Source organism: Vibrio sp. 2017_1457_13, assembly GCF_030851525.1.
GTDB lineage: Bacteria > Pseudomonadota > Gammaproteobacteria > Enterobacterales > Vibrionaceae > Vibrio > Vibrio metschnikovii.
This window is the reverse complement of record NZ_VHTA01000009.1, coordinates 174,629-187,862: the sequence shown is the minus strand read 5'-3', so window position 1 is coordinate 187,862 and position 13,234 is coordinate 174,629. Positions and strand designations below refer to the sequence as shown.

At 44.1% G+C, this 13,234-nt stretch carries 11 protein-coding genes; 4 read left to right on the top strand and 7 right to left on the bottom strand.

The genetic code is table 11. From position 1 onward, the window contains the following. Positions 1 to 13 precede the first annotated feature (13 nt). Positions 14 to 1,112 (bottom strand): peptide chain release factor 2 gene (gene prfB, locus FKN88_RS14140; protein ID WP_115152517.1). Its coding sequence is split into 2 segments (ribosomal slippage): positions 14 to 1,036 and positions 1,038 to 1,112, totalling 1,098 coding nucleotides; the frame shifts between segments, so codons are not numbered across the junction. A gap of 229 nt (positions 1,113 to 1,341) precedes the next feature. Next, complete coding sequence (brnQ, locus tag FKN88_RS14135) at positions 1,342 to 2,655, bottom strand: branched-chain amino acid transport system II carrier protein (RefSeq protein WP_170906283.1); 1,314 nt, start codon at positions 2,653 to 2,655, stop codon at positions 1,342 to 1,344. 305 nt (positions 2,656 to 2,960) lie between these two features. Here brnQ and FKN88_RS14130 point away from each other — a divergent pair, with 305 nt between their 5' ends. Then, complete coding sequence (locus FKN88_RS14130; RefSeq protein ID WP_154170252.1) at positions 2,961 to 3,683, top strand: tRNA1(Val) (adenine(37)-N6)-methyltransferase; 723 nt, start codon at positions 2,961 to 2,963, stop codon at positions 3,681 to 3,683. Between the two features lie 89 nt (positions 3,684 to 3,772). Then, positions 3,773 to 5,008 carry an ATP-dependent RNA helicase SrmB gene (gene srmB, locus FKN88_RS14125; RefSeq protein WP_004394142.1) on the top strand — a complete coding sequence of 412 codons (1,236 nt, stop codon included), beginning with the start codon at positions 3,773 to 3,775 and terminating at the stop codon, positions 5,006 to 5,008. Between the two features lie 65 nt (positions 5,009 to 5,073). On the opposite strand, the gene prfC is transcribed toward srmB, so the two are convergent. After that, entirely contained in the window at positions 5,074 to 6,663 is a 1,590-nt protein-coding gene (gene prfC / locus FKN88_RS14120) for a peptide chain release factor 3 (protein ID WP_154170250.1), read from the bottom strand. 192 nt (positions 6,664 to 6,855) lie between these two features. Here prfC and FKN88_RS14115 point away from each other — a divergent pair, with 192 nt between their 5' ends. Then, positions 6,856 to 8,880 carry a bifunctional diguanylate cyclase/phosphodiesterase gene (locus tag FKN88_RS14115; RefSeq protein ID WP_170906311.1) on the top strand — a complete coding sequence of 675 codons (2,025 nt, stop codon included), beginning with the start codon at positions 6,856 to 6,858 and terminating at the stop codon, positions 8,878 to 8,880. Positions 8,881 to 8,936: 56 nt separating this feature from the next. Here the strand turns inward: FKN88_RS14115 and rimI are convergent, their stop codons facing one another. From rimI to FKN88_RS14095, 4 genes are all read right to left on the bottom strand, one after another. Continuing rightward, positions 8,937 to 9,383 carry a ribosomal protein S18-alanine N-acetyltransferase gene (gene rimI / locus FKN88_RS14110; RefSeq protein WP_040903786.1) on the bottom strand — a complete coding sequence of 149 codons (447 nt, stop codon included), beginning with the start codon at positions 9,381 to 9,383 and terminating at the stop codon, positions 8,937 to 8,939. A gap of 3 nt (positions 9,384 to 9,386) precedes the next feature. Continuing rightward, positions 9,387 to 9,788 carry a DNA polymerase III subunit psi gene (locus tag FKN88_RS14105; RefSeq protein WP_154170246.1) on the bottom strand — a complete coding sequence of 134 codons (402 nt, stop codon included), beginning with the start codon at positions 9,786 to 9,788 and terminating at the stop codon, positions 9,387 to 9,389. Positions 9,789 to 9,873: 85 nt separating this feature from the next. Beyond that, entirely contained in the window at positions 9,874 to 10,395 is a 522-nt protein-coding gene (locus tag FKN88_RS14100) for a GNAT family N-acetyltransferase (RefSeq protein ID WP_170904714.1), read from the bottom strand. Then, positions 10,379 to 10,906: an SCP2 domain-containing protein gene (locus tag FKN88_RS14095; protein ID WP_040903790.1), complete on the bottom strand. Its 528-nt coding sequence runs from the start codon at positions 10,904 to 10,906 to the stop codon at positions 10,379 to 10,381. The genes FKN88_RS14100 and FKN88_RS14095 overlap by 17 nt, the downstream gene beginning before the upstream one ends. A 206-nt stretch (positions 10,907 to 11,112) precedes the next feature. On the opposite strand from FKN88_RS14095, the gene FKN88_RS14090 reads away from it, so the two are divergent. Then, on the top strand, positions 11,113 to 13,155 hold the full coding sequence (locus FKN88_RS14090; RefSeq protein WP_154170242.1) for a bifunctional diguanylate cyclase/phosphodiesterase: 2,043 nt from the start codon (positions 11,113 to 11,115) through the stop codon (positions 13,153 to 13,155). Positions 13,156 to 13,234: the final 79 nt, after the last annotated feature.

The following is a 13,234-nucleotide window of genomic DNA, read 5'->3' as shown; positions in this document are numbered from 1 at the left end:
GTCGGTAAAAAGCTTACAGACCTGATTTCAGGCTAGCTTCAATAAATTTATCTAAATCACCATCGAGAACCGCTTGTGTATTACGGTTCTCAACTCCAGTACGCAAGTCTTTGATCCGTGAATCATCTAATACGTAAGAGCGAATTTGGCTTCCCCAACCAATGTCCGATTTAGCATCTTCATTGGCTTGTTTTTCAGCATTTTGTTTTTGTAATTCCAACTCAAACAATTTGGCGCGTAGTTGCTTCATCGCTTGGTCTTTGTTTTTATGCTGAGAACGATCATTTTGGCACTGCACCACGGTATTGGTCGGAACGTGGGTAATACGCACCGCCGATTCTGTGGTGTTAACGTGCTGACCACCAGCCCCCGATGCACGATATACGTCAATACGTAAATCTGCAGGGTTAATATCTACGGCAATATTTTCGTCAATTTCTGGGTAAACAAATGCTGAAGCAAAAGAAGTATGACGACGGCCGCCAGAATCAAACGGGGATTTACGAACTAAACGATGCACTCCCGTTTCGGTTCTTAGCCAGCCATAAGCGTAGTCCCCGATAATACGCACAGTCGCCGATTTAAGTCCAGCAACATCACCCTCGGAAACTTCAATCACTTCGGTTTTAAAGCCTTTATCATCCGCCCAACGCAAATACATCCGCAACAGCATTGACGTCCAGTCTTGAGCTTCTGTACCACCAGAACCAGCTTGCAAATCAATGTAGCAATGCGCAGCATCGTGATCACCAGAAAACATGCGCCGAAACTCTAATTGCGCGAGTTTCGCTTCAAGCTCTTCGAGTTCAGGCAAAACTTCATCAAACGTTTCTTGATCCTGAGCTTCAATCGCCAGTTCAAGTAAACCTTCGACATCATCAACCCCCTGTTCAAGCTGGTTAATGGTTTCCACTACCGCTTGTAACGAAGATCGCTCTTTGCCTAACGCTTGTGCGCGCTCAGGTTCATTCCAGACATTGGGTTGTTCAAGTTCAGCATTGACTTCTTCTAGACGCTCTTGCTTAGCGTCATAGTCAAAGATACCCCCTGAGGATCGATGTGCGCTGTGACACGTCCTGGATACGGGTTTTAATCGGATTGATTTCAAACATAGTTATTTTGACTTTATGAATAGAATTTAACCGCAGAATTCTACTGAAAAATGTGACGAAGATACAGGAAAAGTTGTCTAGAAAAAAGGCGGAGTCAACGACTCCGCCGAGGGGAAAGTTTGATTTTAGCGACAATCCGCCATTAACCATCACTCGGATGAATGGCGGTAAAGCGCTTTTGGTACCTAGAGGAGAGACTCCTCATTAATACGCCCAATCAACAGTGCCACTAAGCGACATCATTAGAAGATTGTTCTACCACTGAGCGAGCCATAAAGAACATGCATATTAGCGCCGCTAAAGACGGTAAAACCCAACCCATACCAACATCAAACAGTGGCAACATGTCGAACATTGACATATCAAGCCCGACAACCTGAGCAGCATCAATTAAAGCAAACAAGAACGCAACCAAGGTCACGACTCGAAATGCCACTTTAGGATTCGGCATTTTGTGGCGCACAAAGGCGAGAACCACCAGAGCTATCGCGACAGGATAAAGCGCAACCAAGACTGGAATCGATAAAGCAATCAGCTGAGATAAACCAACATTAGCAACCACTGCACAAGCAACGCCATTAATCACTACCCAAGCGCGGTATGGAAGAGGCGTCAAGGAGCAGAAATAGTCAGAACATGCAGAAATAAGACCAATCGCCGTCGTTAAACAGGCTAAAAGCACGATCGTGGATAAGACTAATTGACCATAAGGACCAAATAAAGCTTGGACATATTGGCTCAATATAAAGCCACCATTGTCCGCCCCACCCGCGATGGCTGAGCTGGTTGCGCCAAGATAAAACAGAGAAATGTACACCGAAGCAAGACCAAAGGCAGCAATAAAGGCTGAACTGATGAGGTATTTCGTCGTCGCTCGCTGCTCGGTGATGCCCTTACTACGCAAGGCATCAACAATTAACATCCCAAACATCAAGGCTGCTAAGGTATCCATGGTGTTGTAACCTTCCAAGAAACCTTTAGTGAAAGGCTGAGTAGCATAAGGCCCGGTGGCCGGCATCCAATCGCCTTGAGGGTCTAGGAATACGCCAATCGCCAACACCACAAGACCGATAAATAAGGCCGGTGTCAACACTTTACCGATCAAATCAATTAAACGCCCTTGCGACCAAGAGAAAAACATCGCCACCAAAAAGAAAAGGATCGAAAAAATAGTCAGGTGAGCTTGGGAGCTATCAGCAAAGAGCGGACTAACGGCCATTTCATAAGCAACGAGCCCGGTTCGTGGCGCAGCAAAAGCCGGACCAATAATAATGAAGATCAATACAGCAATCAGTGTCGCCACTTTGGCGGGGAGATCTTTAGTGAGGTGATTCCAACTGCCTCCAGCGATCGCCACCGCAATGATCGTCACTAAAGGCAGTCCTACCGCCGTCAATAAAAAGCCACTCATGGCGGGCATCAAGTTTATCCCAGCTTGTTGACCCGCTAATGGTGGAAAGATAATGTTGCCTGCGCCTAAAAAGAAGGCAAATAGCATAAAGCCTAATGCGGCAATATCTGTTAATTTTAACGTCTGTTTCACAGATAACCCTTATATTACGTATTTAATGAATGTTGTGTGTGCATCTTTAGACAGTACAAGCCATCTAATTTTTAGTGAAGGCGAATAATGAACAACCTATCCGCATTTCGCAATAGCTAAGGGAAAAACACTACATTAATTTATATCTAAGGTTCAATAGCAGTTGAATACACTAACTTTAAAAACATTAACGGAATGATATTTCAATTACCACCCCAAACGTTCCGGTGTTGACCAGCATAAAACACCAAACAAAAAACCAACAGTAGCTTAACTTTCTAAAAACAAATCCATAGCGATATTTAATGAATACTGATTTACCGATAACCAAAGGCTTTCATTTTAAGCAATTTACCATTGAAACAGGACACAGTGGGATGCCCGTCAGTACTGATGGCGTACTCTTGGGAGCTTGGGCTTTCAGCCGACCACCCGATCGTTTACTGGATATCGGTTGTGGTACTGGCTTATTAAGCTTGATGTGTGCGCAACGCTTTACCAATAGCCAAATTTGCGCTGTCGATATTGACCAACAAGCATTTTTAGCCGCTTCAAATAATATTCGTCGCTCAGTATGGTCGTCACGCATTGAAGTGAGGCATGGTGATATTACCACCTTGCGTTTTACTCAGTCGTTTGATGCCATCATCTGTAACCCGCCCTATTTTAATAGCGGGCAACCCGCTCAACAGCAAACGCGAGCGATCGCACGCCACACAGAAACACTGTCTCACCAACAATTACTAGACTGTTTCGCACAACATTTATCCGTGCAAGGTACCGCCAGCTTGATTTTACCTCAGCAAGAAGGGCAAGTTTTTATTGATCAAGCGCAGCAACAAGGTTGGTATTTAACTCGACTCTGTCAAGTTAGGACCACACCACACAAACCGATTCAACGGCTATTATTTGAACTGAGCCGAATTCATCAACCATTACAAGCGAGCGAGCTGATCATTCGTGAATCCAATGACTATAGTGAAGCATTTATTCAGCTTACCCGTGCTTTTTATCTTAAGATGGTGTAATTAAAGATGTGATCTAGACGAGGATCCAACTATAATGTGCGCCCTCTATTTTAGACTATTCAGCCCGAGCCTTGCGGAGTAAATAAACTGTGACTAAAACCTTTGCTGACCTAGAACTGGATGACAATCTCCTTGATGCGATTAAAGAATTAGGCTTCGAACGCCCAACTCAAGTGCAAGAGGAGGCGATTCCCCACGCCCTGGACGGTAGAGATATTCTTGCCTCTGCTCCGACAGGCACCGGAAAAACGGCAGCGTTTGTGATTCCAGCTCTGCAATATTTACAAGATTTTCCACGTAAGAAACCGGGACCAGCGCGCATGCTGATCCTAACCCCAACACGTGAATTAGCGATGCAGATCACTGAGCAAGCTCGTCAGCTCGCCAAACATACTCGGCTGAATATCTTCACCATCACTGGTGGTGTGCAATATCAAGAACACGCCGATATTTTAGCGACCACACAAGATATTGTGGTGGCTACACCGGGGCGTCTGCTTGAATACATTAACGCTGAGCGCTTTGATTGCCGAGCGATTGAGTGGTTGATTCTTGATGAAGCAGACCGCATGCTGGACATGGGCTTTGGTCCTGTGGTCGACCGTTTAGCCGCCGAATGCCGCTGGCGTAAACAAACCTTGCTCTTTTCCGCGACCTTAGAAGGCCGTGGTGTTGAAGGGTTTACCGCGGATCTCCTGAATAATCCAGCAGAAATTACCGCAGAGCCGCCTCGTCGTGAACGAAAAAAAATCGCACAGTGGTATCATCGTGCTGACAGCATGAAGCATAAACTCGAGCTATTGAAAGTGATTCTTACCCAGCAAGCTGAGCGTTCAATCGTGTTTATCAAAACTCGTGAACGTTTAGCAGAACTACGCGGAGAGTTAGAGCGGGCTCAAATCCCTTGCGCTTGGATCCAAGGTGAAATGCCACAAGATCGACGTAATAATGCCATCAGTCGTTTTCGTGAAGGCGATATCAATATCCTACTTGCGACCGATGTTGCTGCGCGAGGCATTGATATTCCCGATGTCAGCCACGTGATTAACTTTGATATGCCACGCAGTGCAGACGTCTATCTCCACCGTATTGGTCGAACTGCTCGAGCCGGTAAAAAAGGCAATGCGATCTCTTTAGTCGAAGCGCATGATCAAATGATGATGGATCGTGTCGCTCGCTATGTAAAAGAAGAGATTAAAGAACGCTTTATTGATGGATTACGCCCAACACATAAAAAATCAGTGTTTAAGAAAAAGAAAAAAGACGAGAGTAAAAAGAAAGTTGCCGCCAAAAGCGTAAAGAAAAAAACCAAGAAAAAGAAATAAGCCCAATAAAAAAAGCCGATGAACAATCCATCGGCTTTTTTATTACTCATCCGTTAACGATGCCGCTAGTGTTCACGTGTCGCTCGGAAAATAATCTCCGGAGCACGTTCTTGCGCTAAGTTAAGGTTAACCATGGTTGGAGCGATATACGCTAAGTTATCACCGCCATCCAGAGCTAAATTACTTTGGTTTTTACGCTTAAACTCTTCGAGCTTCTTCGCGTCAGCACACTCAACCCAACGCGCGGTTGCCACATTGACGCCTTCGTAAATCGCTTCCACATTGTATTCTGATTTCAAACGTGCCACGACCACGTCAAACTGCAGTACCCCCACCGCACCAACGATCAAATCGTTATTTTGCAGTGGACGGAAAACTTGCACGGCTCCCTCTTCAGAGAGTTGCACTAGCCCTTTCAGTAGCTGTTTTTGTTTAAGAGGATCGCGCAGACGAATGCGACGGAACAGCTCTGGAGCAAAGTTAGGGATCCCAGAAAATTTCAACGATTCACCTTGGGTAAATGTATCGCCAATTTGAATCGTACCGTGGTTATGCAAACCAATGATATCTCCAGCGAAAGCTTCTTCGGCACGTGAGCGGTCACCAGCCATAAAGGTCACCGCATCAGATATACTGACTTGCTTACCAAGGCGAACATGATTCATCTTCATGCCCTGTTTGTACGTCCCAGAAACAATACGCATAAAAGCAATACGATCTCGGTGTTTAGGATCCATATTGGCTTGAATTTTAAACACAAAACCGGAGAACTTCTCTTCCGTCGCTTCAACCACACGCTCATTTGCTTGACGAGCCAAAGGCGCAGGAGCCCACTCGGTTAGCCCATCGAGCATATGATCAACACCAAAGTTACCGAGTGCAGTACCAAAAAATACCGGCGTCAGCGCACCTTGCATAAACAGCTCAAGATCAAACTCGTGAGAGGCACCCAACACCAACTCTAACTCTTCACGTAATTGATTGGCTAAATCAGTCCCAATTTGAGTATCTAACTCCGGGTTATTTAGCCCTTTGATCACTCGTTGCTCTTGGATAGTATGTCCCTGTCCAGAAGAGTATAAAATGGTTTCATCACGATGGATGTGGTATACCCCTTTAAACGCCTTACCACAACCAATCGGCCATGTGATCGGTGCACAAGCAATGTTTAACTCATCTTCGACCTCATCGAGCAGCTCCATCGGATCTCGAATTTCGCGGTCCAATTTATTCATAAAGGTAATAATTGGCGTATCGCGCAGACGAGTAACTTCCATCAACTTACGCGTTCGATCCTCAACCCCTTTTGCCGCATCGATCACCATCAGACATGAATCGACCGCGGTTAATGTCCGATAGGTATCCTCCGAGAAATCTTCGTGTCCGGGAGTATCAAGGAGATTAACCAACGCATTTTGATAAGGGAACTGCATTACCGATGTGGTGACAGAAATGCCGCGCTCTTTCTCCATCTCCATCCAGTCAGATTTAGCATGCTGTGCAGAACCACGGCCTTTTACTGTACCTGCGGTTTGAATAGCGCGTCCAAATAATAAGACTTTTTCGGTAATGGTAGTTTTACCCGCATCGGGGTGCGAAATAATAGCAAAGGTTCGGCGCTTTGAGACTTCGCCGATAAAAGGAGTCGTTGACATGCAAGGTATCTTCTTTTTCGGCCGACAGCTAACTCAATGCGAGGTGTCGACCTTATGGTTCAAATTATCGGATATTCTCGCTGATCTTAAGGCTTGGAGCAACTAAAGGCGTATCGCATTATTTAATCAGAAAAGTTAATTTATCTATCATTATGAACTATAAATACTAAACACCTAAAAATAGATTCAACGCTGATGACATTAAAGCCTATCAACTCCCTTGCGTTTCGACAAGCGAACACCGTATTTTGGGTCTCCGTGTTGGTTGGCCTGTGCTTTAGCATGTACCATACTTTGGTCGATTTGCATCATGAACAAAAACGAGTTGAAGAGTATTATCAATTCAAACTCGTGCAAAATTACACCAATGCCAGCCAAGCGGCTTACCACCTTAATCATCTATTGGCAGAGCAAGTGGTCTCTTCTTTAATGACGGATCCTGCCATCATTAACGCAGCAGTGATTGATGATTTTGGTGATGTACTGGCTAAGCAGCAACGACCTATCAGTCATCACTCATTAATGATAAACGGTTTGGTGAGTTACCTTACACCTGAAAGTCCAGTTTTTGTCAGTGAATTACATCAACCCGATTCACAGATTGTGGTCGGCAAACTGACTTTTATGATTGATGGCAATAGCATTGCTCATGCGTTTATCGCCAAAACCACCCGAGTGATTCTGTTTGACTTACTGCGTAATACGTTATTAACGGTTATTTTACTGGCCTTTTTTTATCGCAAACTCTCGCGTCCTATCACCAGCTTAATTGACTGGGTACGTTCATTACCTACGGCTCAATCACCCATCCCCACCAATTTACTACGCCCCAAAGATGAATTAAGCGAGCTTGCCTCTAGCTTTCATTCTTTATGGCAAGACAAAGAAAAAGCGCAAGCCAAACTAAACTATTTAGCCTACTACGACGGCTTAACTGGATTAGCTAACCGAGGACTATTGCTGCAAACACTGACTCAAGCGATTGAATACGCACATCAACGCCAGCAAACGGGTGCGCTTTTTTACTTAGATTTAGACCGCTTTAAAACCATTAATGATTCTTTAGGACACACGATTGGTGACACCTTAATTCAATCCATTGCCCACCGTTTACAAGCTTGGGCAAACCATAGTTATACTGCCGCTAGAGTCGGTGGTGATGAATTTGCAATCATTATTCCTAGTTTACCTTATCAACAAATTTCCAGTATCGCTCAGCAGTTACTGGCTTTGTTGGCTAATCCTCACTCGATCGATGGCCACCAGCTGTATTGTACTGCCAGTATTGGCATTGCCACCTTCCCTTCTGAAGGGGTCACCAGTTTGGATGTGTTTCGACAAGCGGATACCGCCCTTTACCGTGCAAAAACCTGTGGGCGAAATAAATATTTATTTTATGAACCCGAAATGCAGGCGCAAGTAGAGACGTTTCTTGATATAGAGAAGGGGCTTCATGAAGCTTTGCAATTCCATCAATTAGAGCTTTATTACCAACCACAAGTGAATGAGCAGCATCAATTGATCGGCGTCGAAGCGTTAATCCGTTGGCATCATCCAGAAAAAGGGTTACTTCCTCCCGGTATTTTTATGCCGGTCGCCGAAGAGACCGGACAGATTTTACCGATTGGCCGCTGGATCATCGAGCAAGCTTGTTATCAACTCTCTCAATGGCAAAAACGTGGCGTGCTTCCTGAACATTTTCGCCGTCTAGCGATCAATATTAGCCCTCTTCAATTTTCACAGGCTTCTTTTGTAGAGCATATCGTCGCAACTTTGCAGCAAAGCGGGATCAGTGGTGATTATATTGAGTTAGAAATCACTGAAGGCTTACTGTTAGAGAATATCGATGAAGCCATTCAAAAAATTGCTCAACTAAAAAGTCAGTCGCTGCATCTGGCGATTGATGATTTTGGCACGGGGTATTCATCGCTACGCTACTTAAAAGATCTTGCGGTTGACGTATTAAAAATCGATCGTTCTTTTGTTACCCAATTACACTTAGATCCTAGCGCACAGGCGATTGTCGATACTATTTTATTGATTGCCAAACGTCTTGATTTGCAAGTGATTGCCGAGGGCGTTGAAGATAAGTTCGAGCTAGAAGCACTAAAAACCATGGGTTGCACACAGTTTCAAGGTTATTTGTTTGATAAGCCGTTGACCTGTCAAGAACTTGAGCAACGATTTACTCACCATTGTTACTCAAAAACGTCTTAGCGATGAATAAAAAGAGCGCGATACCCACAACGCTGAAGTATTAGTGAATGAAGAAATCAAAGGAAGAAATAACTCATGATGATCGCATCTTCTTTGCCATGCTCGGTCGGGTAATAATTAAAACGTCGATCAATCTCGTTAAAACCTGCATCTTGATACAACTGAAAAGCGCGTTGGTTACTCGCTCGCACTTCTAACCAAGCACTTTGTGCTTGCAAGCGCTCACCTTGCTGAATAAAGTCTTCAATCAATTGCTTACCGTAACCTTTACCCTGCTCACTTGGCGCAATCGCTAAGTTAAGTAAGGTAATTTCACCGACAACATGCTGCGCATAATAGTACCCCAATAGCTGATCGTTAAGTAACATAGCTCGATGGCATGCGCCACGGCTAGCTAAATCATTAATCATGCTCTGTGACCAAGGGTGAGAATGAGCCTGTTGTTCTATCGACCAAACTTGGCGTAAATGTTCAACAGAAAGGGGAACAAAATGGATACTCATTATTTATTGCGCTCCGTAGGCACAGATTTGTTGCCATAAATCTCGTCGATAATGCGTGTTGCCTTCAACTTCGCTTAACGCTGGCGTGTGTAATGCATTTGCCGTTGTGACGGCACTTGCTTGACAATCGACATACCATATCCATTGCAGATCATTGAGTTCCAATTGACAGAGTTGCTGAGGATAGACATGTCTGGCTTGTGATAAATTGAGATTAAAACTGTTTAATACTCGTTCCAACCAAACCAATTGTGAACCGGAAGGCAAAAGCGAGCTAACCAGTAATAATCGGCACTGTTTATCGAGAGACTCTATCGGGGGGGAGTAGCCAGCCAATCGCTGTGGATGAATAAGCTGCCACTCTTGAATACCCATCGCTTGTAAATAATGTTGCGGCTCAAACATAGTGTTCTACTTCACGAAATTTATCTGCATATGCTAACAAATATCGACCATCAAGCCTATAGCAGAAGTATTGAGAGCTATTCTGTTACTTATCTAAATGCTTAAAGGCATCGGTAAATTCAGGGCAATATTCAATGATACCTTGACGATCAATGAAGGCATCCTCCCATAAAGCGACCACTTGAAAAGCAGAGGCAAGCTCAGGCCATGGACAAGAAAAACCATGAGTCTGTGCTTCTTTAAACCCAAACCGTTGATAGTAATTAGGATCTCCTAACACCACACAAGCAGGATAACCAAGCTCACCGAGTGAACTTAACCCTTCATTCACCAGCAATGCACCGATGCCTTGCTGGCGATATTCTTTCGCCACGGCTAATGGTGCTAATCCTTGCCAGTTGAGATCCTCACCATTGAGTGTCACTGGACTAAACAGAGCGTAGCCGACAATCTCCCCTTGCTCGTCACAAGCCACTAATGACAGCGTTCGACGTCCATTCTCACGTAGTGATGTCACCAAATTAGCTTCACTATTGGTAGCGAATACCGCGCTTAATAATCGCTCAACAGCGAGAATATCCGCAGGAGCTTCAGTTCGAATAAGCATTCATTACCTCATTTTGTGTGTTTGGCATCTGCATGCCTTTATGCACAAAATCAGCCAACTGGTGAAGCAAAATTTGCAATACTGGAGGTAATTGTTCAAGATCCACACTATCCATCAAGTTTTTGACAGCCAATCCTAATTCGGTATCTCCTTCAATCGACAAACGTCTTTGGAAGAACAAGGTATCAGGATCCTCTTTACGACCAGCAATTAAAATAAAATCATTCAAATACCCACTAAAACTGACATCTTCTTGGCAAGGGCGATCGGCCACAATTAACTGCGGATGTTGATAGCTAATAAACCAACGTAATGCGAGATCATGTATTTCGATTTTAAGCCATTTTCCCTCAAGAAACTCAAAATCGCCATCAGCGAGTGCTTCTTGAAACACTAACTTCAGCCCTTCTAACAAGGCTGTTTTTTGTACTCGATGAGGCAATAAATGGACTGGAGATCGCAAAATTGATGGGGCGTTTTGTACGAGTTGACGACGAATCTTGTTTATCACGCGTATTATCCATTACCTTAAGAGACTGAACGCCCATCATAATGGATGTTAAGGTCACAATACCTGTTATGCATCAAAAAATGGTTATCGATTAAGATGAGCAATGACGCTTTCCAGCCTATCAAATCAAGGTTATAGTTGATGGGTTTCTGATGAGTAATTCTTACCGTGAATAGTACATACTGTATAGCATTGGTCATATTTTGATGGCCGCTCAAGATTTATCCTATTGGTTTGGCCATCTTGCCGATTCTAGTCCGGCGTTTATGGCTATTTTAGATAACCAACATCACTATGTTTTAATCAATGAGCATTATGCCGAACTAACCGGTTTAACTTGCTTTGAATTGATTGGTATGAATGATAGCGATACGTTCGGAGACGCTTTCTATCAGCAAGTAAAACCTTATTATATCAATGCCTTTGCTGGACAGGCACAAGAACTGACATTAACTCTCAATCATCCATCATGTAGCACGAGTCAATGGCACATCAATATTACACCACTGATTCAGACGCCTCACCACCCTGATTATATTATTGTTCATGCCTTAGAGACCTCAGAACAACACAGGCTCTTACATTCACTGCAAGAATCTGAACTTAAGTTCAGCGCACTCAGTGCACTCCTTAATGAAGGGGTTTTCTTAATTGAAGATGATTGTATATTGGCCGCGAATCCTTCTGCAGCGCGCTTACTTGGCTTCGATGAAACACAGGATTTGTTGGGAGAAACGCTTTCATCATTATTTAGCGATGAAAGCAGCCAAAGTGGTTTTAATCACACCTTAGTTCAACAGTTGCTGATCAATCCTATCCACTGTTTCACACATGCTGATTACGGCCCTCCTAAAAGAGTCCAGTTAAGCGCGGTCAGAACGCCACTGTTCGGTAGTCATGTACAGCTGGTGGTTATGGAAGATAAATCGACGATGGCCCCTCTTTCATCGTCTTATCCGGCCGATGAAGGGTATGTGGATTCGTTAAGTGGCGTCTATACGCGCGCTGGTTTTATCAAACGCCTTGATCATCTTATTGAACAACATACGCCGTTGATCATGCTCTATCTCGACATTGATAACTTTAAAAATATTAATGATTCATTAGGACACCATATCGGCGATAACGTCATTAAAGAAGTGGCAATTCGTCTAAAACGCCTACTTCCGGCGCAAGCGATACTCGGTCATCTGGGTGGGGATGAATTTGCGCTTATTTTACCTTACCCAGAGCATCGCCACAGCGGTGAGATTCTCGCTGAACGGATCATCAACTTAATTAATCAACCTTTTGATTTGCATCACTTTAGCAAACGATTGGCCTGCTCTATTGGCAGCGTGGTTTACCCCGGTGATGGCCACAATGCTCGCGTTCTACTACAAAATGCCGATACTGCCATGTATGAAGCCAAAGAGCGTGGCCGTAACCGCTTAGTGCAGTTTGATAATCAAATGAACAAAGAAGCGCGCATGCGCTTGTGGCTGGAAATTGAGCTGCAAAAAGCCTTGCAACAAAATGGTTTGGAAGTCTGGTATCAACCCAAAGTCAACGCTCGTGATTTTAGTATTAATGGTGCTGAGGCATTGGTACGCTGGAAGCATCCGATTGAAGGGTACATCAGTCCTGGGGCTTTTATTCCGGTCGCAGAAAAAGCCGGGTTAATCGAACATTTGGGCCGAGTGGTGATCCGTGAAGTGTTTACTACCGTCAAGCGTTGGGAGCAGCAAAACCTACTGCCAGGCAATGTCGCGATCAATATCTCGCCTGAACAATTTGCCAACCCACAGTTGATCGATTATCTGACTAAGTTACTTCGCCAAACACAGTTAAATCCTCGTTATATTACCTTTGAATTAACCGAAAGCGCGATCATGAGTGGTAGTGAACATACTCTGCAAATGCTGAATGCGATAAAAAAATTAGGCTTTAGCTTATCGATTGACGATTTTGGAACTGGCTATTCATCGCTAGCGTATTTAGCCCGTTTCCCGATCGACGAATTAAAAATTGATCGATCGTTTATCAGCGATATGGATAACTTACCCAAACAGATCACGGTGATCGAAAGCATTATTAAACTGGGTCAATCCCTTAATCTAACCGTGGTAGCAGAAGGCGTTGAAACTCAACAACAGGCGATACTGTTATCTAACCTTCATTGCCATACGATCCAAGGTTTTCATTTTTATCGTCCCCAACCTAAAGAAGAGGTTGAAGTACTTTTTTCCCAGCATCGCCGTAGCCACTAAAGCACTCCGTCCGGCTACTCTCGTCACCATTGATGATCAATAATCCGAGAATTTTCTTCCCTTTGAATTACTTAAAATA

Bases quoted from the DNA above. Each gene is read 5' to 3' on its own strand.
- FKN88_RS14130 (WP_154170252.1), top strand. From the start codon at position 2,961: ATGAATACTGATTTACCGATAACCAAAGGCTTTCATTTTAAGCAATTT.
- prfC (WP_154170250.1), bottom strand. From the start codon at position 6,663: ATGTCAACGACTCCTTTTATCGGCGAAGTCTCAAAGCGCCGAACCTTT.
- rimI (WP_040903786.1), bottom strand. From the start codon at position 9,383: ATGAGTATCCATTTTGTTCCCCTTTCTGTTGAACATTTACGCCAAGTT.
- FKN88_RS14105 (WP_154170246.1), bottom strand. From the start codon at position 9,788: ATGTTTGAGCCGCAACATTATTTACAAGCGATGGGTATTCAAGAGTGG.
- FKN88_RS14100 (WP_170904714.1), bottom strand. From the start codon at position 10,395: ATGCTTATTCGAACTGAAGCTCCTGCGGATATTCTCGCTGTTGAGCGA.
- FKN88_RS14090 (WP_154170242.1), top strand. From the start codon at position 11,113: ATGGCCGCTCAAGATTTATCCTATTGGTTTGGCCATCTTGCCGATTCT.